Origin of the sequence: Methanoculleus sp. (genome assembly GCF_035363275.1) — an archaeon.
Lineage (GTDB): Archaea > Halobacteriota > Methanomicrobia > Methanomicrobiales > Methanoculleaceae > Methanoculleus.
Genome location: NZ_DAOSET010000005.1, coordinates 49,699 through 71,097 on the forward strand (window position 1 = coordinate 49,699; position 21,399 = coordinate 71,097).

The 21,399-nt window shown below is 65.7% G+C and carries 20 protein-coding genes, 1 other RNA gene and 1 pseudogene; 14 read left to right on the forward strand and 8 right to left on the reverse strand.

Annotated elements, in window-relative coordinates; translation table 11 throughout:
• The first annotated feature begins 2 nt into the window (after window positions 1-2).
• Genes PLN84_RS01845 through PLN84_RS01865 form a run of 5 tightly spaced genes read left to right on the forward strand, consistent with a single transcriptional unit; the run spans window position 3 to window position 5,260 of the window.
• On the forward strand, window positions 3-827 hold the full coding sequence (locus PLN84_RS01845) for a prephenate dehydrogenase/arogenate dehydrogenase family protein (protein ID WP_292558573.1): 825 nt from the start codon (window positions 3-5) through the stop codon (window positions 825-827).
• On the forward strand, window positions 824-1,618 hold the full coding sequence (locus PLN84_RS01850) for a prephenate dehydratase domain-containing protein (RefSeq protein ID WP_292382819.1): 795 nt from the start codon (window positions 824-826) through the stop codon (window positions 1,616-1,618). The genes PLN84_RS01845 and PLN84_RS01850 overlap by 4 nt, the downstream gene beginning before the upstream one ends.
• A complete protein-coding gene (gene aroA, locus PLN84_RS01855; protein WP_292382818.1) occupies window positions 1,615-2,883 on the forward strand; it encodes a 3-phosphoshikimate 1-carboxyvinyltransferase in 1,269 nt (422 codons plus the stop codon). The genes PLN84_RS01850 and aroA overlap by 4 nt, the downstream gene beginning before the upstream one ends.
• Window positions 2,880-4,244 (forward strand): shikimate dehydrogenase, encoded by a 1,365-nt coding sequence (aroE, locus tag PLN84_RS01860; protein WP_292382817.1) that lies wholly within the window; start codon window positions 2,880-2,882, stop codon window positions 4,242-4,244. Before aroA ends, aroE begins: the two co-directional genes overlap by 4 nt.
• On the forward strand, window positions 4,241-5,260 hold the full coding sequence (locus PLN84_RS01865) for a chorismate synthase (protein ID WP_292382816.1): 1,020 nt from the start codon (window positions 4,241-4,243) through the stop codon (window positions 5,258-5,260). Before aroE ends, PLN84_RS01865 begins: the two co-directional genes overlap by 4 nt.
• Before the next feature lie 99 nt (window positions 5,261-5,359).
• On the opposite strand, the gene PLN84_RS01870 is transcribed toward PLN84_RS01865, so the two are convergent.
• The 3 genes from PLN84_RS01870 to PLN84_RS01880 form a co-directional block, all read right to left on the reverse strand.
• On the reverse strand, window positions 5,360-5,494 hold the full coding sequence (locus tag PLN84_RS01870; protein WP_292382815.1) for a hypothetical protein: 135 nt from the start codon (window positions 5,492-5,494) through the stop codon (window positions 5,360-5,362).
• 404 nt (window positions 5,495-5,898) lie between these two features.
• Window positions 5,899-6,528 carry a type I 3-dehydroquinate dehydratase gene (locus PLN84_RS01875; RefSeq protein WP_292382813.1) on the reverse strand — a complete coding sequence of 210 codons (630 nt, stop codon included), beginning with the start codon at window positions 6,526-6,528 and terminating at the stop codon, window positions 5,899-5,901.
• A 53-nt stretch (window positions 6,529-6,581) separates the two neighbouring features.
• Window positions 6,582-7,385: a pyrroline-5-carboxylate reductase gene (locus PLN84_RS01880; RefSeq protein ID WP_292382812.1), complete on the reverse strand. Its 804-nt coding sequence runs from the start codon at window positions 7,383-7,385 to the stop codon at window positions 6,582-6,584.
• Between the two features lie 89 nt (window positions 7,386-7,474).
• On the opposite strand from PLN84_RS01880, the gene PLN84_RS01885 reads away from it, so the two are divergent.
• On the forward strand, window positions 7,475-9,985 hold the full coding sequence (locus PLN84_RS01885) for a U32 family peptidase (RefSeq protein ID WP_292382811.1): 2,511 nt from the start codon (window positions 7,475-7,477) through the stop codon (window positions 9,983-9,985).
• Between the two features lie 56 nt (window positions 9,986-10,041).
• Window positions 10,042-10,710, forward strand: a complete 669-nt coding sequence (tpiA, locus tag PLN84_RS01890) for a triose-phosphate isomerase (protein ID WP_292382810.1) — start codon at window positions 10,042-10,044, stop codon at window positions 10,708-10,710.
• 8 nt (window positions 10,711-10,718) lie between these two features.
• Here tpiA and PLN84_RS01895 read toward each other — a convergent pair whose 3' ends face one another.
• Window positions 10,719-11,273, reverse strand: coding sequence for a CBS domain-containing protein (locus tag PLN84_RS01895; protein WP_292382809.1), 555 nt, complete (start codon window positions 11,271-11,273; stop codon window positions 10,719-10,721).
• 122 nt (window positions 11,274-11,395) lie between these two features.
• Between PLN84_RS01895 and PLN84_RS01900 the strand changes: the two genes are divergently transcribed.
• Window positions 11,396-11,659 carry a hypothetical protein gene (locus tag PLN84_RS01900; RefSeq protein WP_292382808.1) on the forward strand — a complete coding sequence of 88 codons (264 nt, stop codon included), beginning with the start codon at window positions 11,396-11,398 and terminating at the stop codon, window positions 11,657-11,659.
• A gap of 45 nt (window positions 11,660-11,704) precedes the next feature.
• On the opposite strand, the gene rnpB is transcribed toward PLN84_RS01900, so the two are convergent.
• Window positions 11,705-12,051, reverse strand: an RNA gene (gene rnpB / locus PLN84_RS01905) — RNase P RNA component.
• A gap of 176 nt (window positions 12,052-12,227) precedes the next feature.
• On the opposite strand from rnpB, the gene PLN84_RS01910 reads away from it, so the two are divergent.
• From PLN84_RS01910 to arcS, 4 genes are read left to right on the forward strand one after another with little or no spacing between them, the layout of a single operon-like run.
• Complete coding sequence (locus PLN84_RS01910) at window positions 12,228-12,821, forward strand: hypothetical protein (protein WP_292382807.1); 594 nt, start codon at window positions 12,228-12,230, stop codon at window positions 12,819-12,821.
• Window positions 12,822-12,850: 29 nt separating this feature from the next.
• The gene (locus tag PLN84_RS01915; protein ID WP_292382805.1) at window positions 12,851-13,417 is read left to right on the forward strand and encodes a TIGR00296 family protein; all 567 of its coding nucleotides are present in this window, start codon (window positions 12,851-12,853) and stop codon (window positions 13,415-13,417) included.
• A 5-nt stretch (window positions 13,418-13,422) separates the two neighbouring features.
• Window positions 13,423-14,874, forward strand: coding sequence for a tRNA guanosine(15) transglycosylase TgtA (gene tgtA / locus PLN84_RS01920; RefSeq protein WP_292382804.1), 1,452 nt, complete (start codon window positions 13,423-13,425; stop codon window positions 14,872-14,874).
• Entirely contained in the window at window positions 14,861-16,495 is a 1,635-nt protein-coding gene (gene arcS, locus PLN84_RS01925) for an archaeosine synthase subunit alpha (RefSeq protein ID WP_348531874.1), read from the forward strand. Before tgtA ends, arcS begins: the two co-directional genes overlap by 14 nt.
• Before the next feature lie 437 nt (window positions 16,496-16,932).
• On the opposite strand, the gene PLN84_RS01930 is transcribed toward arcS, so the two are convergent.
• Both PLN84_RS01930 and PLN84_RS01935 read right to left on the reverse strand, forming a co-directional pair.
• A complete protein-coding gene (locus tag PLN84_RS01930; protein WP_292382801.1) occupies window positions 16,933-17,256 on the reverse strand; it encodes a YbjQ family protein in 324 nt (107 codons plus the stop codon).
• A 7-nt stretch (window positions 17,257-17,263) separates the two neighbouring features.
• The gene (locus tag PLN84_RS01935; protein ID WP_292382799.1) at window positions 17,264-17,419 is read right to left on the reverse strand and encodes a hypothetical protein; all 156 of its coding nucleotides are present in this window, start codon (window positions 17,417-17,419) and stop codon (window positions 17,264-17,266) included.
• 204 nt (window positions 17,420-17,623) lie between these two features.
• Between PLN84_RS01935 and PLN84_RS01940 the strand changes: the two genes are divergently transcribed.
• Window positions 17,624-18,484 carry a sulfide/dihydroorotate dehydrogenase-like FAD/NAD-binding protein gene (locus tag PLN84_RS01940; protein WP_292558578.1) on the forward strand — a complete coding sequence of 287 codons (861 nt, stop codon included), beginning with the start codon at window positions 17,624-17,626 and terminating at the stop codon, window positions 18,482-18,484.
• The gene (gltA, locus tag PLN84_RS01945; RefSeq protein WP_292382795.1) at window positions 18,477-19,820 is read left to right on the forward strand and encodes an NADPH-dependent glutamate synthase; all 1,344 of its coding nucleotides are present in this window, start codon (window positions 18,477-18,479) and stop codon (window positions 19,818-19,820) included. Before PLN84_RS01940 ends, gltA begins: the two co-directional genes overlap by 8 nt.
• Before the next feature lie 80 nt (window positions 19,821-19,900).
• Here gltA and PLN84_RS01950 read toward each other — a convergent pair.
• Window positions 19,901-21,399, reverse strand: a pseudogene (locus PLN84_RS01950) (lysine decarboxylase); the annotation flags it as partial.

Below are 21,399 nucleotides of genomic sequence, written 5' to 3' on the forward strand. Positions count from 1 at the left end.
CGATGCTTGCAGGTATCATCGGCGGCACGGGGCAGATGGGGCGGTTTTTTGCGGGAGTCTTTGAGGAAGCCGGCTGGGAGGTGATCGTCTCAGGGACGAAGACCTCCCTCACCAACCGGGACGTCGCGGAGATGGCGGACCTCGTCATGGTCTCGGTGCCGATCCACGTCACCGTCGGGGTGATCCGGGAGGTCGCAGGGTTATTGTCGGAGGAGCAGGTCTTCTGCGACCTGACGTCCCTCAAGGTCGAACCGGTCCGTGCGATGCTCGAATCGCGCGCGGAGGTGATCGGGCTCCACCCGATGTTCGGGCCGGGCGCCGCATCGCTCCGGGGCCAGACAATCGTCGCGACGCCGGCCCGGTGCGGGCCTGAGACCCTCGAAGGCCTCCTCTCCATCTTCCGCGACCAGGGGGCGGCGATCACCCTCTCGACGCCTGAGGCCCACGACCGGATGATGGCGGTGATCCAGGGGCTCACTCACTTCATAACGCTCGCAAAGGCGGAGGCCATCCGCCGGACCGGTACCGACGTCGGAGAGACCCTGTCGTTCACGAGCCCCGTCTACCGGATCGAGCTGGGGTTCGTCGGGCGCCTCCTCGCCCAGGACCCCGGGCTTTACGGCGACATCCTCCAGATGAACCCGGTCGTCCCGGAGGTGCTCAGCGAGTTCGAGGAGGCGGTCCGGACGCTCCGCGCGATTGTGGAGTCCGGCGATGACGAGCGATTCCAGGCGTTCTTCACAGAGAATGCTGCTTACTACGCCTCATACCTCGGCGCCGCGACGGCAGAGACGGACGACCTCATCAACCATGTGGTGAACCGATGACCGTCGCAACACTCGGGCCGCCCGGGACGTTCAGCCACGAACTCGCCGCCGCACTCTATGGTGACGATATCGAACTCCTGCCGACCATTCGCTCGATCATCGAGCGTGTGGCGAGCGGCGCGGCAACTGGCCTCGTGCCGATCGAGAACTCGGAGGCCGGCGGCGTGGGGGAGACGCTCCAGGGGCTCCTGGAGTTCGGCGTCTCCATCACCGGAGAGGCCTACATGCCTGTCCGGCACCACCTCGCGGCCCGCGGGGAGCCCACACGCCTCTCGGTCATCTACGCCCACCCGCAGACGCACGAGCAGTGCTCCATCATCCTCGACCGCCTCGGTGTCGAGGTCGTGCACACGAGCAGCAACGCCGCAAGCGCGGTCGCAATGCAGAGAGACGAGGACGCCGGTGCGGTCGTCCCGGAGATGGCGGCGACGATCTACGGTCTTCCCGTCGTTGTCCGGGATATCCAGAACAGCAGGGAGAACACCACCCGATTCGTAGAGATATCCTCAGTTCCCCGCGCTTCCGCGGGATGCACGAAGTGCAGCCTCCTCGTGGACCCTGATACCGACCGGGTCGGCCTCCTCGCCGATATCCTCGGAGTCTTCGCCCGGCGCGGGATCAACCTGACCCGGATCGAGTCGCGGCCGTCGCGGCGGGGCATCGGGAAGTATGTCTTCTTCATCGACCTCGAGGTCTCGGAAGGGTTGCAGGAGGCAAGGGAGGAACTCAAAAGCATGACCAGTGTCAGGGAACTCGGATGCTACGCCCGCATGGAGGTGCCGGGTATATGATCGTCAGGGTATCGCAGACCGGACCGGTCGATGCGATGTTCGAGGCTCCGCCCTCCAAGAGTTACACCCACCGGGCGCTGATAGCAGGAGCGCTCGCCGCGGGAAAAACGCGTATCGAAGGGCCGCTGCGCGCTGTCGATACGGAACTGACCGCCCGGGGGCTCGATACCCTCGGCGTATCTCTCGAGTGGCTGCCGGGGAAGATTGCCGTCACCGGGTGCGGCGGCGCCTTCCCGGCGGCGAGAGAGGTCACCATCGACTGCGGGAACTCCGGGACGACGCTACGGCTCCTCGCCTCGGCGGCGCTCCTCTCGCAGCACCCGGTGGTGCTGACGGGGAGCCCGAGGATGCTCGAACGGCCGGTCGGCCCCCTTGCCGGGGCGCTCCGCACGCTCGGCGGGGAGGTCACGTTCACCGGTGAGCCCGGTTACCCGCCCATCCGCATCTCCGGCAGGCTCCGCGGCGGGAAGGCAGAGATCGACGGGAGCGTAAGCAGCCAGTTTATATCGTCCATCCTGATGGCGGCGCCCTACGCGGATAACGATGTGGAGCTCGCGCTCCCGGCAACCCCGGCCTCGCGGTCCTACCTCGATGTGACCGCGGACGTGATGCTCCGGTTCGGCGCCCGCCTCGATCGGCGGGGCTACGACTGGTTCCGGGTGGAGAGCGGCGTCCCCTACCAGGGGAGGGCTTACCGGATCGAGGGCGATTACTCATCGGCTTCCTACCTCTTCGCGGTCGCGGCCGTCTGCGGGGGGCGGGCCACGGTCACAGGCTTGAACCCGGCGTCGGTCCAGGGTGACCGCCGGTTCCTCGATGCCCTCGAGGCAATGGGGTGCCGGGTCACCGCAGGGAGAGACGTGGTGACGGTGGAGCGAGCGGACGACCTTGCCGGGATCGAGATCGATATGTCCTCGTCCCCCGACACCGTCCAGACGCTCGCGGCGGTGGCGGCAGTCGCAGCGTCGCCGACGACGATCACCGGGACGGCGCACCTGCAATACAAGGAGAGCGACCGCGTCGGGGTGACGGCGGATACCCTCCGGAGGATGGGGGCAGGAGTCGAGGTCGGGGAGAACTCCCTCACGATCACCCCCGCGCCCCTCCACGGCGTCGCCGTCGACCCGCACGACGATCACCGGACGGCGATGGCGTTTGCCGTGCTCGGCCTCGCGGTCGGGGGTATGGCGATCCGTGACCCCGAATGCGTGGAGAAGTCCTTCCCCGGCTTCTGGGAGGCGCTCTACAAGGAGGGCCTGCTGTGAAGGTCGCCCTCACCGGATTCCGGGGGACCGGAAAGACATCGGTCGGCCGCATCCTCGCGAACAGCCTCGGGCTGCCGTTCTTCGATACCGATGCGCTGGTGGAACAACTGGTAGGGATGCCGATCCCGGAGATATTCCGGCAACACGGGGAGGCCGGCTTCCGCGCTCTCGAGCGGGAGGTGATCGCGTCGCTTTGGGATGTGGAGGGCGTGATCAGCACCGGCGGGGGGGCGGTCATGGACCCGGCAAACGTCGCGGACCTCCGGCGGCACGGCAGGGTCTACCTCCTCTCGGCCGCGCCCGAGATAATCGTTGAGCGGATCGCCGGGAGCAACCGGCCGGGGCTGACCGACCTCTCGCCGGCCGAGGAGGTGCGCACGCTCCTCGCCCAAAGGAAGAAGGCATACATCGGTGCGGCCGATACCTGCATCGATACCGGCACCCGCCCGCCCCGCGAGGTCGCAGGGGTGATCCTCCGGCAGATTGCCGGGGAGGACGGCATCTCTCCCGGAGAGAGACGTGACCGCGACACCCTCCTTGAGCGGTTCGGGCTAGTGGCCCTGCGGGATATGCTCGAACGGGACCCAGGCCTCCGGGTCTGCGCCATCGCCGGCCACCCGTGCGCTCACAGCAGGAGCCCGCTCCTCTACAACCGGCTCTTCGAAAACTTCGGGATGCACTACCATTACACCCTTCTTGAGTGGCCGGACGCGGCGACGATCGTCCGCCTTGCCTCCCTCCTCCCGCTCAAGGGCTTATCGGTCACGATCCCGTTCAAGACTGACGTGATGCGCCACCTCGACGAGGTCGACGAGCACGCAGCGGCGATCGGGGCGGTGAACACCGTGGTGCGGTGCGGTGGAAGGCTGTACGGCCATAACACCGACTGGGTGGGCGTGCGGGCCCCGCTCGCCCACCGGCGGGGCGCCCGGGCGGTGGTCCTCGGCGCGGGGGGTGCGGCGGCCGCGGCAGTCTACGCCCTCCTCTCGCTCGATATGGACGTGACGGTGCTTGCCCGACGGCCGGAGGCAGCGAGGACGCTCGCCGACCGGTTCAGGTGCCGGTGGGGGGCACTGGAAGAGTTCAAGGGGAGCGACGCCGATGTTGTGGTACACACGACCCCGGTCGGGATGGAGCCCGATACCCGGAGCCTGCTTACCCCCTGCGACCTCGAGCGGAAGACGACCGTATTCGACCTCGTCTACACACCGCCGGCAACGCCCCTCATCAGGGCGGCAGGGGAGGCCGGGTGCGAGACGATACCCGGCACGGAGATGTTCGTCCACCAGGCGGCGGAGCAGTTCCGGCTGATCACCGGGATCGCGGTGACGCCTGAACTCGTTCGGGAGATGCTTGCATGAATACGTTCGGGAGAAACTTCAGGTGCACGACGTTCGGCGAGAGCCATGGGTTGGCGGTGGGTGTGGTCGTCGACGGCTGCCCGCCGGGGGTCGCCCTCACGGAGGCGGATATCCAGCCTTACCTCGACCGGAGGCGGCCGGGGAAGAGCCCGCTTGAGTCCGGGAGGCAGGAGGCCGACCGGGTGGAGATCCTCTCGGGGACATTCGAGGACAAGACGACCGGCGCCCCGATCGCGCTCGTCGTCGCCAACCGTGACGTCCGGTCGGAGGACTACGACGCGCTCCGGGACGTCTTCCGGCCGGGGCACGCGGACTACACCTGGCAGGCGAAGTACGGGCTCCGCGACCACCGGGGCGGCGGGCGGAGTTCGGGTCGCGAGACCCTTGCACGGGTCGCGGCAGGCGCCGTCGCAATCCGTTGCCTTGAGCCCCAAGGCATCGCGGTCCGGGGGAGGGTCGTCGAGGTCCACGGCGCGACAGAGCCGGCAGCGATGGAAGAGGAGATCCGTGCTGCCCACGATGCCGGCGATTCCGTGGGCGGGATCGTCGAGGTGACGGCTGCCGGGTGTCCGGCGGGCCTCGGGGATCCGGTATTCGGGAAGCTCGATGCTGCCATCGCCGGGGCGATGATGGGGATCGGCGCGGTGAAGGGCGTCGAGGTAGGTGAGGGGTTCGCCGCCGCCCGGCTCTACGGGAGTGAGATGAACGATCCCATTCGCGAAACCGGGTTTACGAGCAACCACGCGGGTGGCGTCCTCGGCGGGATCAGCACCGGGCAGGAGATCGTCGTCCGGCTCGCCGTCAAGCCGACGCCCTCGATACGCCGGGTCCAGCAGACCGTCGATACGGCCGGGGCGGAGCGGGAGATCTCGGTCGGGGGGAGGCACGACCCCTGCATCGCGCCACGGGTGGTCCCGGTCGCGGAGTGCATGCTCGCGCTTGTCATCATGGATGCGATGCTTGAGCAGGCGAAGTACCGGGGGCTGGGTGCGACGGGCTGGAGGGCCGGAGCTTGAGCACCGCAAGGTGCGAGGTGTGGCGGTTCGTTAGGACGGCGCTTCATACTCCCGGACAGACCACCCGGTCGCGCGATCAACGGACCAGCCGGGAGGCCACTACCTTCTTCGCCGCTCATGGAGCCTGCCGTCGCCGGTCACCAGGCAGGTCTCGCACCGGACCGTAGCGGCAAGAAAGAGGGCGTCGTAGACCGTGATCCCGTGGCTGCACGCCAGATCGTATGCCGCGGGCATCAGGTCACGAGCCGGACCACGTGGCCGTGAGATCGACTATAGTACAATCCTCCACGATCTCATTGCTCTCTGTGTGATCCTCTCCGGGAAGAAGACCGCTGCGATGATGCCGCGAGTCCAGCACAAGGCTATCGGAGATCGCGATCCTCCCGGATCGGATCTGCGCCAGGAGGCCCTTCGCCTGAGGAGCGATGGGCTTCCCGTGCCAGGAGTTGGGCCTTGCGTCTTCTTCGTACCGACCGCTCGATGAAGGTGCAAACCTCATCCTGCCATGCCGGGATTGTCCAGTCCGTCGATCATCTTTCGGACCCGGGAATCGATACGGATGCTGAAAACAGAAGTTGTAGACATACTATCACGTATCCGGTTCTGATACGTGAAGGGGATCGTGAGATCTTCCATACTCACTTCAGCAGATCCGCGAGCTGCCGCATCTCCCGGATATGGTACTGCCCTTCGGCCGTCGGGGTGCCGGCATGGCAGAAGACGAACTCCGACCCGAAGAGGGGCAGGACTGCGCGGGCAGAGCGGAACTCGGCGCCCATGATGCTTGTACAGATAGGTTTCTGCGCCCGGTGGGTGAACGTGACGAGTTCGACCAGGTCGTCCCGGGTCCGGGGTTTCACGACGATCTTCGGGATGTCGCCGTAGGACCTGAGCAACTCTTCGATCTTTCCGAGCTCCGGCAGGGTGGGCATCTCTGCCGTGTGCAGCGAAGCGAGGATCTGGACACCCTGGCTCTTGATGAACGGCGCGTGGTCCCGGCAGCGCGCCTCCACGTCAACGAGATCGACGTATCGCGCTATCGGCTCGATGATTCGGGCCCAAAGAGCGGCGTCCCCGACGAACCGCCCTCCCTCCTCCCTGCTCCTGAGCGTGGCAATCAGGGGGATGGCGGTCTTCTCCCGGATCGCACGGACCTGGTCCAGCAGGTCTCCCTCCATCCGGTCGAGCCTGACCTCGATGAACGTCGGGTTGTACTCCACCACCTCGTCGATAACGCCGGCATCCTCCACAGAGACGACGATCTTCATACGCACCGGAGTATAATCGCTCCATCATTTAAATATCTGCCCGGTCATTCCCGTCAACTCCTCCCCACCGCACCGCAACGTTCCAGCATGGCGGCGACTACCTCGTCAAAGACCCCCGGCAGCCGTTCCCGGAGCCCTTCCACCCCGGCCTCCGTGACCCCACCGCCGGTCGCAACCTCCCCGATCAGGTCCCCCGGCGCCTTGCCGGTCTCCCGGAGGTAGGCGGCCGTGGCCGCGACCATCTCCGTTGCAAGCACGAGCGCCCGGTCCGGCGGGAGTTCGCTCGCACGGGCTGCCGCGCCGGCCAGTTCCTCGATGATTGCGGCGAGCAGTCCCGGCCCGCAGCTCGAGAGGAGCGTGGCCGCCGTGAGGTCCGCCTCTCCGACGCGCATCACGTTCCCGATGGACGAGAAGAGCCCCTCCACCCGGCGGGCGTCATCCTTCCCCACCCGCCGCCCGTGGCAGACTAGCGTTGTCCCTTTCCCGATCGCGGAGGTGACCGTGGGGATGACGCGGGTGACCGGCCCCGGATATAGCCCCTCAAGGTCTTCAAGGCTGACGCCGGCCGCGAGCGAGACGAGGTGCTCCCCCCTGGAGAGCACCGGCACGATCTCGCAGAGGACCTCCCGGATCTCCTGCGGCCGAACAGCGAGGATGATCGTGCGGCACCGCCGGGCGAGTTCCCTGTTCGTCTCCGCGATGCTGATCCGGGGCCATGCGCCGGCGCAAATGTCCCGGCTCTCCCGGCTCCGGGACGCGACCACGATCTCGCCGGGACAAAGCGCCCCCGACGAGAGGAAACCCTTCACCAGCATCCTGCCCATGTGCCCGTAGCCGATAACTCCTGCGCAGTCCATACTCCTCTCCACATCGTCTTCTTTCCCAAAAAGGATACCCGCCGCCGGGGTGGAGTATATAGGCCGGCCGGGCGAATGGTATCCAACAGATGCCGCACGATCATCACCCGGGATCCGGGTCACCGGAACTGCTTGCGCCGGCCGGGTCGCCGGAGGCCCTGTCCGCAGCGGTCGCCGCCGGCGCCGACGCCGTCTACCTCTCGGGGAGGCGGTTTGGGGCCCGGCACTACGCTGCGAACTTCTCCGACGAAGAACTCCGTGCTGCCGTCGATTACGCGCATCTCCGGGGGGTCAGGGTCTACGTCACGGTAAACATCCTCGTCCGGGAGACCGAACTCCCCGACGTGGCCCGATACCTTCTCTGGCTCTACGAGACCGGGGCCGATGCCGTCCTGGTGCAGGACGCCGGGGTGGCATCGCTCGCCCGGGAGGTTGTCCCGGACCTCCCCCTCCACGCCTCGACCCAGATGACGATCCACAACCGCGAAGGCGTTCTCCGGGCCGCACGGGAGGGGTTCTCCCGCGTGGTCCTGGCCCGGGAACTCACCCTCCCCGAGATTGAGGGGATTGCGGAGGTCCCGGGGGTCGGTATCGAGGTCTTCGCCCACGGTGCGCTCTGCTACTGTTACTCGGGCCAGTGCCTCCTCTCCTCGGTGATCGGGGGGCGGAGTGGGAACCGGGGGATGTGTGCCCAACCGTGCAGGAAACCCTACCGGCTCGTGACCGCCGAGAAGGATGACTACGGGCGCCCGAGGGACCTCCGGGCCGTGTCCGAAAAGGACCGTTACCTCCTCTCGACGCGCGACCTCGCGGTCTACCCCTGCCTCGACCGCCTCTCGTCTGCGCCGGTGGCGTCGCTCAAGGTTGAGGGGAGGATGCGGTCGCCGGAGTACGTCGCGACGGTGGTGAGCATCTACCGGCACGCCCTCGACGCGATCGCCGCCGGGGAGGCCTGGTCACCCTCGAGCGAGGAGATGCGCGACCTTGCCCTCGCGTTCAACCGGGAGTTCACGGAGGGTTACATCCTTGGCGCCTCTGATATTATGGCCCGCGACCGGCCAGGGAACCGGGGCGTCCTCCTCGGCACGGTCACTGGGTACGACTCGCGGAGGCAGGAGGCGACCGTTCGCCTCGTCGGCGACCTCGTGCCCCGCTCCGGCGACGGGCTGGCGTTCTGCACGGACGACCCCGAAGAGGATATCGGCGCGGTCGTCCGTGGCACCCCCGCCGTCCGGCACGCCACGGTCCGCCTTTCGGTCCCCGCGCCGGTGGGGGCGGGTGCCCGGGTATTCCTGACGAAGAGCGCCGATCTCGAGGAGCGGGCAAAACAGATCATGGCAAAATCCCTGCCGCAGGTGCCCATCGACGTCACGGTCATCTGGGAGGACGGCACGCCCTGCCTGGAGGGTGTCCTCACACAGAACAGCAACGAACTGCTCCGAGTGCGCTACCGTCCCGACCTCCGGATGGAGCCGGCACGGAACCGGCCGCTCACCGGGGATCAGATCGCGGAGCAGTTCGAAAAGACCGGGGGAACGCCGTTTACGGTCGGGAATCTGGACCTCCGCTACCCGGGCGGGCTTTTTGCGCCGCTCGGGGAGTTGAACCGGGTCAGGCGTTCATTCTTAGAAAGGGTCGAGGAGGCCGTCCTCGCCGCATACCGCCCGGGACCGGATGCGGTGCAGGCAGCCCGGGAACGGACCGAAACGGCGATCGCAGGCCTGACGCAGACGGAGAAGCCGGGACGAGAGAGACGACTTCCATCGGTCTCGGTCTACACCGACACCCTTGCGGGTGTAGCGGCTGCCGTCCGGGGCGGCGCCAGAACCGTCTATATCGAGGACGCCGACCCTGGAATCCTCAAAGAGGCCGCCGCCGTCTGCCGGGATGCGGGTGCCGACCTCGTCTGGAAGTGGCCGTCGATCACCCGGCAGGGGTTCCTCGACGCGGCGGCAGCCCTCCTCCCGTCGCTCTACGGCACAGGGGTCCGCGGCGTGATGGTGGGCGGGATGGGGGCTGCGGACGCGGTCCGGCAGGCCGAACCCTGCATGGACCTCTACGGCGCCGCCGGGCTGAACGTCTGGAATCACCGGACCGCCGGGGAACTTGCGGCGCTCTTCCTGCGCTGCACGGCCTCCCCCGAACTCCCGGCCGCCGACCTCGCAGGGCTCGCGGCGGCGGTTGGGGACGCTCCCGGACTCGAGGTGCTCGTGCAGGGGAACATCGAGGCGATGGTGACCGAGGACCGGCTGACAGCGGCGGTCGGGGCCGACCGCTTCATCGGGCTTGAGGACCAGAAGAAACGTGTCTTCCCGCTCCGGTGGGACGGTGAGGGACGGATCTATATTGCAAACGCCGTCGAGACCTGTCTCGTCGACCACCTGCCCGATATCATCGCAATGGGTATTTCCGCCGTCGCCATCGATGCACGAGGCAGGGGACCCCGCTACGCCGGGGAGATGACCGGCCTCTACCGGGCAGGGATCGAGGCCGTGGGCCGGGGTGAGGCCGGCATCCTCCCCGCGCTCAAGGATGAGGCGAAACAACGGGCACTCGGGGGTATCACCGGTGGGCATTTCACCCGGGGGCTCTCGAGGTGAGCATCCCCACAAGTTAATATCAGGGGAAGCAATCTATCAGTCAGACGTGATGGATAATGGTTTCACCGTTGGTTCTGGTCAATCTCAAGACCTATAAGGAGGGAATGGGCAGCAACGCTCACCGGATCGCCGCTGCAGCCGAGACCGTGGCAGAAGAGAGCGGCGTCGTCATCGGTGTCGCCCCGGTCTTCACCGAGCTTCACCCGATGAGCCACCACTACGCAATCCCGGTCTACGCCCAGCACATCGATGCGATCGCCCCCGGCGCTCATACCGGTCATATTCTCCCCGAGGCGGTCCGGTCGGCAGGCGCACGCGGCACCCTGATCAACCACTCCGAGCGCCGCCTCACCCTGGCCGATATTGGGGCCTGCGTCGAGATCGCACGAAGGCTCCACCTCGAGTCGGTCGTCTGCACGAACAACGACTCAACCAGCGCGGCGGCGGCGTCGCTCCGGCCTGACTACGTGGCGATCGAGCCCCCGGAACTGATCGGGAGCGGCGTCTCCGTCTCGAAGGCCGACCCGGGGATCATCGAGCGGTCCGTCAACGCTGTTTTGGCGGTGAACCCGGACGTGAGGGTCCTGACCGGGGCGGGCATCCAGTCCGGTGAATGCGTCAAGATTGCCGTCGACCTCGGGACAAGCGGTGTCCTCCTCGCGTCGAGCGTGGTCAAGGCCGATGACCCCGAGGCGGTCCTCCGGGATCTGGTCTCGCTGTTGTAAAAGAGTGCCTACGTTATCAGCGATATCAGGTCGTGCTTGGTGATGACACCCTGCACCTCTCCTTTATCGAGCACGATGATCGCGTGGCTGTGATGCAGGAGGTGGACGAGCGTATCGATCGGCGCCATCGGGGGGACCGTCGGGAACCCGGGCTCCATATAATCCTGCACCAGCCTCCGGTGCGTCTGGTGGAGACCGCCTTCTTCCATGGCGTTCATGATTGCCGACTCGGATATGCACCCGACGGGCACCCCGTTCTCGAGCACCGGCAGCTGGGAGATGCCGTTCTGTCCCATGATCTCGACGGCACGGCCAACGGGGTCGTCCGGGGCGACGGAGAGGACGGGAGCGTTCATCACGTCGGCCGCTGTGATCGCCGAGTGCTCCGCCGCCCGCAGGACTTCCACGATCCTGGCAAGCGTACTCACCCTCGGATCCACGCTCCCTGCCTCGATCCGCGCGACCATGGACTGGCTGATTCCGGCCATACGGGCTACATCTGCCTGCTTTAAGCCCATACGGAGCCTTTTCTCCCGCAGTTCGGCCGGGGTGGGTATCTCCATCTTATTACTATAGGTAATTTTTTTATATATATCTGTCTCCGGAACACAGCGACTATGACGGTACCGCGGCCCGTTCCCCTCGCCGGAGCAGGTTGATATAGCGCAAGGTTTCATGGGATGATATGGCCACGAACATTGAAGAGCAGCAGACCGTCCTTCTCAAGGTCAGGGAGATCCTCTCGACCTACCACACCCGGGACGCCGTCCGGGGCGAACTTGCGTCCCTCGGGTTCGTCGTCAAGGCGGAGCACGGGAACGTCGTATCCATGGAGAGTGCGCCTGCCGAGATCTTCGTCCAGCTCTCTGTGAATGACCAGGACGAGATCGTCGATTCACACGTCGTGACGTTTGAGGAGATTGAGTTAAAACCGGAGAAGAAAGACTGAGAACCGTATATTTACGTTCCGTCGAGAAGAACCTGCACGGGCAGGGAGTGGGAGGAGTAAGCCTCCTTCTGTTCTGTGCGGCATTCAGCTGAGCGCCATACCTGGGCGGATACCAGACTATCCATCTGCCCTATTCTGGCTTGCACCCGCAGGGATTCACCGTTTCATCGTTTCCCGCCGCTACGTTCAACGAGTTATCGCGCGGGGAAACCCGCGCTTCTCGCCCCCCGAGGGAGGCTCAGTCGTTTCATCACTGACGGCGGGCCGTGTCGTTTCTGTTTCATTGCCGTGACTCTCGCCACCCGCACTTGCATGCGGCTGCGTATCTGGCCGGTGGGAGGACTTTCCTCAGCAGCACAGGATGTGCCACCGTCGGCCGCACTCTCCCTCTCCCATATAATATTTTGCAGTGAGAATATAAAGCTGTACGGGTACCCCATCCCGGACTTGCCCCAGTCGTCCGGCACCGTGGACCCCCCGTGAAGCCTTCCGGATCGACCGCGCATATCCCGGGTCAGAGATAGATATATATGCTCGCCCCCGGTTTTTACCCCCTGGCGTTATAACCATGGGGGGGAGTGAGGTATCTACACAGCTGGAGCTGGCGGCAATCTTCGCGGCGTTCGTTGCCATCACAACGCTCTTTTCGTTCGTCTCGCTCGGGGCGGGATCATTGAACGGCGAGTCATCGCCCGGTACGGGCGCGTACCCGGTTCTGACCGCGGGCGAACCGCATCTTGCGATGGTGGGGAGAGTCACCGGCTCCTCGTCGGTCCCGGAACTCTCCGGTATCTCTATCGACACCCTTGCCTTTGCCGTCGCGAATACCGGGGAGGACGGGGCCGTCGACCTCTCCCGGACCAGCGTAACGGTCATGGCAGGGGATTACCTCGAGGTTCTCAGGCTGTCCGGAGACACCACTCCGGGGCCGGACACGTGGACGGCAGCACTGCTCCGGGACGGAGATGGGAATGGTGACGGGGGCACGCTCCTTCCCGCCGGCGAGGAATGCACGGTACATCTCCGTCTCGACCGCCCCGTCCCTGCCGGAGAGGCCCTGACCGTCAAGGTGCGCCTTGAAGGGGACCTGCCCTGCTCGATCACCGGACCGGTCGGGGTTCCCGGCGCCGGCACCGCCGCCTCTTCTGCTCCGGAAGACTAAAAGTATTCAATCTCATACGACCCATTTTGATGGAAATGCTGACCCCGGAAGAAAGCAGAACGGCAGTTCGACTGGCACGGAACGCCATCGAGAAAGCCGTCGGCGGTGAACGGATGGTGCTGCCTGCTCTTCCCCCAATCTTTGGGGAGAAGCGCGGCGTCTTCGTCACGATCAAGCGGGGGGGGAACCTCCGCGGATGCATCGGCCTCCCATACCCGATAAAACCGCTCGGCGAAGCGATCGTCGAGGCGGCCGTCTCGGCTGCTCTTGAGGACCCCCGGTTCCCGCCGGTATCGCGGTCGGAACTCGCCGACCTCGATCTCGAAGTGACGGTGCTCACCGTGCCCCGGCCGCTCGAGTGCCCGCCACAGGAGCGTCCCGCTTGCGTCGAGGTCGGGAAGCACGGCCTGATCGTCAGCGGCCTTGGGACAGGAGGTCTCCTCCTCCCGCAGGTCCCGACCGAGTACGGCTGGACCAGCAGGGAGTTCCTTGACCAGACCTGCGTCAAGGCCGGGCTCCGGCCCGGGTGCTGGAGACGCAACGATGTCGCCGTGCAGACCTTTGAGGGGCAGATATTCGAAGAAAAGGCGGTTTAACCCGAATGGCAATTACGTTTGAGGTCCTACACAAAGATATCGCGGGAAGGGTCGGCAGGCTCAGGGTGAACGAGAAGACGGTCCGGACGCCTGCGCTCCTTCCCGTCGTCAACCCCCACCTCCCCCTGGTAACGCCCCGCGAGATGCAGGAGATGGGCGTCGAGGCCCTGATCACGAACGCCTACATCTTCAGGCGAAGCACGGAGTATCACGACCGGGCGCTCGAGGAGGGGCTTCATAAGGTCCTCGACTTCGACGGCGCCATCATGACCGACTCCGGCTCGTTCCAGCTCTCCGTCTACGGCGAGGTCGAGGTGAGCAACCAGGATACGCTCGAGTTCCAGCAGGCAATCGGGAGTGATATCATCGTTCCCCTGGACATCCCTACCCCGCCGGACGCGGGCAGGGAGCGGGCGGAGCGGGAACTCGCGGTCACCATGGAGCGGCTCAGGGAGGCCAGAGAACTCTTCCCCGACGCGAACCTCGCCGGGCCGGTGCAGGGCGGCATCTTCACCGACCTCCGCGAGGAGGCCGGACGGGCCGTCCAGGACCTCGACCTCGCCTTTTGCCCGATCGGCGCCGTGGTGCCGCTGATGGAGAACTACCGTTACCGGGAACTGGTCGAGGTCGTCCTCGCGGCCAAACGCGGCCTCTCCCCGGCGACCGCCGTCCACCTCTTCGGGGCGGGCCACCCGTCGATGTTCGCCCTCGCTGTCGCGATGGGCTGCGACCTCTTCGACTCGGCCGCATACGCTCTCTTCGCCCGGGAAGGGCGCTACATCACCCCGCACGGGAGCTTCAAAATCGACGAACTCGCGGAACTCCCCTGCCCCTGCCGGGTCTGCCGCTCGATGACCGCCGACGAACTCCGGAAATCCGGGGACCGGGAGCGGCTGCTCGCTCTCCACAACCTCTACGTCAGCCTCGCGGAGATCGCCCGCATCCGGCAGGCGATCCAGGACGGGACCCTCTGGGAACTCGTCGACGAGCGGTGCCGGAGCCACCCGCGGCTGCTCGACGGTTACCGGGAACTCCTCGCCCACACGGCCGACCTCGAACGCGACGACGCCGTCTCGAAGCGCCGGTTCTTCTACCGGGGCTCGGAGAGTTGCCGGAGGACGGAGGTGCTCCGGTTCCACGAGGTCATCGGCCGGATCTCCGTCGGTGAGCGGGTGCTGGTCTCGTTCGACGGGAACGGGGCGCCCGGGTTCGATACGGTGCTGAACTTCAAGCCCCCCTTCGGGCCCTACCCCACGGAACTCGCGGAGACGTTCCCGGTCGGCCAGAGTGAGGTTCCGGAGTGGGACGACGATATGGTCCGGTCGGGGTGCGCCGGGATCCGGGCCCTGATGGAAGCGCACCCGGAGAGCCGGTTTGCCGTCCGGTGCGGCGAGGATTGGGTGCGTCTCATCCAGGAAGAGGTCCCCGGTGCGGAGGTGCTCTATGAGCAGGTATGAGGCGGTGAAGCGCGACGGCCTCGCCCGGATAGGGACCTACGTGGAGGGGGAGACGAGCGTCTCCCTCCCCGCAGCGCTCGATACGGACGCCCTCTTCCCCGCACTCCGCGAGCGCCCGTTCTCGAATGTCCCGCTCGGTGCGGATGAGGCGTTCGTCCGCGACTACTTCTCGCCCGGAGAGGGGCAGCCGGTGGCCGTCCACCCGCTCGCCGCCCCGGCGGAATCCGGCGACTGCGTCCTCGTCGCAAACTGGCATACGGCGCAGAAGAACCCCCGGAACTACGCCGGCTGGCTTACGACCTTAAAAGAGAGCCTCCCGCCGGACACCGCGTGGTACGCCCCGGCCTCGGCGCTCCCCTCGACTGCCTGCCTCCTCGTCTACTCGGGCTTCGACCTCTTCGATTACCGGGCCGTCGACCTCGCGTCCGCAGAGAAGCGGTTCTGCCTGCCGGAGGGTGAGTTCCCCGCTTCGCTGATGGAGACCGCAGTCTGCAGGTGTGAAGGCTGCCGGGACGGCGACCTTGTGCGGCACAACCGCCTTACGCTCGACCGCGAGCTTGCCCTCGTCCGGCACTACATCGAGGTCGGAAGGCTCCGGGAACTGATGGAGTCCCGGTGCTGTGCGGACGCCGCACAGGTGGGCATCCTCCGGTTCCTCGACCGGAGCTACACGTTCATAGAGCGGTCGCTTCCGGTGGCGCGGGCGGTGCCGATGCGTGCAAACACCGCCGAGTCGCAGAATCGTGCGGAGATCCGGCGGTTTGCCGACCGGGTGATCGACCGGTTCATCCCGACCCGGACGGACGTCGCGGTCCTCCTCCCCTGCTCAGCGCGGAAGCCCTACTCGCTCTCCCGGAGCCACCGGCTCTTCGTCAACGTCGTGGACCGAAGGGCGCACGAACTGATCGTCACCTCGCCGCTCGGTCTCGTTCCGAGAGAACTCGAGCGGGTCTACCCGGCGGGTCACTACGACGTGCCGGTGACCGGCTACTGGGACCGGGAAGAGTGCGCCTTCATCGCCGATATCCTCATCCGCTACTTCGCCGCGCACCCCTACCGCAGGGTGATCGCCCACCTCGACGGCGGCGCGCTCACCGTCGCACAGATGGCGGCAGAAGCCTGCGGGTTCGACCTCGAGGTGACCTGCCAGGGACACCCGACGGCGCCCGCCTCGCTCCGGGCCTTAAACGACGCCCTCGAGGACGAACGGCGGATGCAGGCCGACACCGTCCGGGGCACGGTCTCCTGGCAGTTTGCAACGGATATCAACACCAGAGGCCTCCAGGTCCGGGGCAGGAGCATGCAGATGGCGGTGCTGCGCGGAAAGCAGCAGCTCTTCAGCATCGATGCCGGGACCGGACTCTTCCGCCCGACGTTCGAGGGCTGGGACCTGATACCGGAGGGCTACCGGGTCAAGATCGATGCCTTCGTGCCGCAGGGCGACGTCCTCGCCCCGGGGATCACGGACTGCGACCCCCGGATACGGGAAGGCGACGAGGTGCTGGTGGAAGGACCGCTCGCGGTCGCCACCGGGAGGGCGATGATGGGGGCGGACGAGATGCTCCGGTCAAAGCGCGGGGTTGCGGTGAGAGTGCGGAAGACGAAGAAGATCGCGGAGTGAGGGGGTCGGGGGGTTTAGCCCCTCGGGGCTCATGTTTTGTGGCGGTTGGACCTGAAATCGCTGCAGGACGTCTTTTTTTATCTACGACATTAAGTCAACACGGTCAAGTGAACATAAGGCCCGGTACAGTGGATCGTGGGAGTATCGCCATTGGGGGTGGCGGCTCGCGGGGAGGGGGCATGCCCCCTCCCCTGTCTCTACCAGACATGAAAGATACCTGTAGCCCCCGCCCCAGGGGGCGGGGGCAGTGCGTGGTGATAAATGATGTTCCGGCAGGAACGGAGTTTGAGCACTGCCGGGTGCGCAGTCCAGTGGAAATCCGTGTGATGGCCTATACAATTCCCGTGGTCATTGCATCTCTGCCCTCTACATCGCAGAGAGCGTCGCAACTAATCAAAAAGAGGCTGTGTATCTGCCCTGAAATACCCAAAAACCTCTTACTTCTTCGGGACGAGCTTCACCGCCGTCCCGTAGGCGAGGAGCTCCGCCGCGGTCGCCATCGTCTGAGAAGTCGTAAAGCGGATATTCACGACGGCGTCGGCCCCGAGGTCGCGCGCGGTGTTGACCATCCGGTTGTAGGCCTCGGTCCGGGCATCGGTGAGCATCGATGTGTACTCCTCGAGCTCGCCGCCGACCAGGCTCTTTAAGCCCGCCATGACGTCCTTTCCCACGTTCTTTGTCCGTACCGTGTTGCCGAAGACCACGCCGAGGACCTCCCCTACGGCGTAGCCCGGTACTTCTGCAGTCGTTGTCAGTATCATATTTCATTCACTTCTTGATCGCTTCGATGGTCTCCTCGCGCCCCCGCCATATGATCAGCGCGACGCCGATCAGGATGAGCGGGATGCCAAAGAAAGGAATGAGCAGTGCAAGAACCACGCCGATGACGATCAGCGCGATCCCCCAGCGTACCGCACTCTGCATATTGTACCCATGCGACGGGTGGAGTGATAACCGTTCGTGTTTCTGGTCAGGTTCCTGACCGGGCTTCCGGATCTTCGGAGGATTATTCCGGCGCACGGAGACCCCAACTTTATATAAGACAGGTGAAGTAAAGAGGCTGGAGCCACAATATGTATGAAATGTTCGGATGCACCTCGACGTTACGATCGACCGGCACCGTCAGGAGTGAAGCAGTTGTATAAGGTGGAATCAGCGACCCGACTCGCCGATCGGGTATACGAATACTGGATATGCGCGCCGCAGGTGGCGCAGCACGCACGGGCAGGGCAGTTCCTCATCGTTCGCCTCCACGACGCGGGTGAGCGGATACCGCTCACCATCTCTGCCGTCAGGGGAGACGCCGTCCGGGTGATCTTTATGACCGTCGGCAAGACGACCGAGGAACTTGCGACGCTCCGCGCGGGCGATAGGATCAAGGACGTCGTCGGCCCGCTCGGGAAACCGAGCGATATCGAAAATTACGGCACTTGCTGCGTCATCGGCGGCGGTGTCGGGATCGCGAGCACGCCCCTCATCGCTAAGGAACTAAAAAATGCGGGCAACTACGTCATCGGGATCATCGGGGCGAGAAGCGCCGATCTCCTCATGCTCGAGGACGAGCTGCGGGAGGTTTGTGACGAACTCCACATCACGACCGACGATGGGAGCAAGGGCGTTCACGGGTTCGCAGCCGATGTCTTGAAGAAACTGCTCGCAGAGAGGACGATCGACCGGGTCTGGATCATCGGCCCCGCCATCATGATGAAGGTCACCGCCGGCGTGACGGCTCCCTACGGGGTGAAGACCTACGTAAGCCTCAACCCGATCATGGTCGACGGGACGGGGATGTGCGGCTCCTGCAGGGTGACCGTCGGCGGGGAGACGAAGTTTGCCTGCGTCGACGGCCCTGAGTTCGACGCCCACCAGGTCGACTTCAACGAACTGATGCAGCGGCAGCGGATCTATACCGGGCAGGAGAAGGTCTCGCTTGAGCGGTTCGCGGAGCACCGGTGCCGGTGCAGCGAAGGGGGCGGCCACCATGAGTGACCGGCCGGCCGACGTCCGGATCCACGACTTCAAGGAAGTCGATAGCGGCCTCTCCGCCGCTGAGGCCATCGCCGAGGCGGAACGGTGCCTCCAGTGCAAAAAACCGTTCTGCATAAAGGGCTGCCCGGTCTGCATCGACATCCCGGCATTCATTCGGGAGGTCGCGGACGGGAACTTCCCCGCTGCCGCACGGGCGCTCAAGGAGCAGAACATGCTCCCCGCCATCTGTGGCCGGGTCTGCCCGCAGGAGACCCAGTGCGAGGGCGTCTGCATCCTCGGCAACAAGGAGACGGCGATCCGGATCGGTGCGATCGAGCGGTTCGTGGCCGACCGGGAGCGGGAGAACGGCGCCGAACTCCCGGAGGTGGCAAGGCCGACCGGGAAGCGCGTGGCGGTCGTGGGCTCCGGCCCGGCCGGGCTGACGGCCGCGGCCGAACTCGCCCGCGCCGGCCACGCCGTCACGATCTTCGAGTCGCTCCACGAGGCCGGCGGTGTCCTGGCCTACGGTATCCCCGCGTTCCGGCTCCCGAAGGATGTCGTCAATGCCGAGATCGACCAGGTGCTCGCCCTCGGTGTCCGGTTGAAGAAGAATCACCTCGTGGGAAGAAGCGTCAGCGTCGACGAACTCCTCGGCTACGACGCGGTCTTCCTCGGGACCGGAGCGGGGCTTCCCGCGTTCATGTGCATCCCCGGTGAGAACCTGAACGGGGTCTACTCCGCAAACGAGTTCCTCACCCGGGTGAACCTGATGCGCGCCGATGCGTTCCCCGAGTCCGACACCCCGGTCCTGCACGCCACCCGCGTCGCGGTGATCGGCGGCGGCAACGTCGCGATGGACGCGGCGAGGGTTGCGCGCCGCCAGGGGGCGAAGGTCTCCCTGATCTACCGTCGGGGCGAGGAGGAGATGCCGGCACGGAGGGCTGAGGTTCTGCACGCGAAGGAGGAGGGGATCGAGTTCCTCACCTGTACGAACCCGATCCGGATCCTCGGCGAGCAGCACGTCACCGGTGTCGAGTGCGTGAAGATGTCCCTCTGCGGCATCGACGCGAGCGGTCGCCGGTCCCCGGAGCCGATCGAGGGGAGCGAGTTCACCCTCGACGTGGATATGGTCGTCCAGGCGATCGGCACGAGCCCGAACCCGCTCCTCGTCTCCCTGATCCCGGGGCTCGAGCGCGCACGGAAGGGCAACGTCGTCGTCGACGAGAACGGCAGGACGTCCATCCCCCACGTCTACGCCGGCGGTGACATCGCTACCGGTGCAGCGACGGTGATCGAAGCGATGGGCTCGGCGAAGCGCGCGGCGGCTGCGATCAACGCGATGCTGAAGGGCGAATAACCACTTTTTCCCGGGGCTGTCCGGGGTTTGGTCCGGGATCGGGCCAGGTTGAGCCAGATCCCGGTGATCGCGCCGCCCGGTCACTCCCCGACGCAGGAGACGTAGAAGATCCGGCGGCCGTCCTCCGTCACGACGTCCACCCCGTGAATCTCGCTCTCGAACCCGGGAAAGAGGGTATCGAAATCCTGCAGGGAGACGAGGTAGTCGACGATCGCCCGCGTAGCCGAACTGCACCGCTCCCCCGGCATGATGACCGGAATACCGGGCGGGTAGGGGACGACCATCACCGCGACCGTCCGCCCCTCGAGTTCGCTTACCGGCACCGGCGTCACATCGCCCCGCACCAGGTGACGGTAGGCCTCCGCCGGCGTCATCGCCGCCTCAGGCAGCGTTGCGTAGACGCTCCTGATGGTCTCCGTGATCGACTTGTCCCGGAGGTAGCCGTGCATCTCCCGGCAGAGGTCGGCGAGGCCACGTCCGGCATACCGGGCGGGGTGCTGGCGTACCAGGTCGGGGAAGACCTCCTCAAGCGGGCTGTTGCCGTCGTAGAGGGCCTTGAACCGGAAGAGTTCCGCGAGGAGTGTCCCGGACTTGCCCCGGGTGATCCCGAGCGTAAAGAGGACCAGGAACGAGTAATACCCGGTCTTCTCGACGACGATCCCGCTCTCTCTGAGATACTTCGTGACGATAGCCGCCGGTATCCCCCGGTCCTCCATGCCCATACCCGGCCTGATCCCGGGGGTGAGGATGGTCACCTTGATGGGATCGAGCATGGCGTAGCCCTCCTCGATGCCGGGAAAGCCGTGCCAGGCATCGTGGGGGTCGAGCAGCCAGCAGCCGGCACGGTCCCGGAGCAGCAGGTCGTCCGCCTCCCCGAGCGGTTGTTCTGCCTCCTGGTCCATGATACAGTCGGGTTGCCAGACAGTGAACCACCAGTAGTTCTCCTCGGGGAAGGGGCCTGCCCGGATCTCTTCGGCCACCGTCACCATCTTCTTTCTAAAGACGATCGCCTCCTCGATCGCCTCTTCGATGAGGAACTTCCCCGAGTGTCCGGCCATCATCCTGGTGGCGACGTCCAGGGAAGCGATGATGGTGTACTGGGGCGACGTCGAGGTGAACATCATGAACGCCTCGTTGAACCGCGGGTGGTCGACCGGTCCCCGGCCCTGCCTGACGTGGAGCATCGAGCCTTGCGAGAAGGCGGCGAGGACCTTATGAGTCGACTGGGTGGCAAAGACCGTCGGCCCGGCCGTTTCCGCCCGGTGCATCCCAAACCTTCCGGCGTAGAGGGGGTGGAACTTTGCGTAGCCGGACCATGCCTCATCGAAGTGGAGGTACGGGACCGCGTCCCGCAACTGCTCCTCGATCCGTTCGGCGCTATAGCAGATCCCATCGTAGGTGGAGTTCGTGATCACGGCCATCCTGGCCGTCCGCGATGCCGGGTCCTCTACGAGCGGACAGTCCCGGATCTTCCTCTCGATGACGTCGGGAAGGAACTCGCTACTGTGGATGGGCCCGATGATGCCGTACTCGTTTCGGGCCGGTATGAGGTAGACGGGGACTGCCCCGGTCATGATGA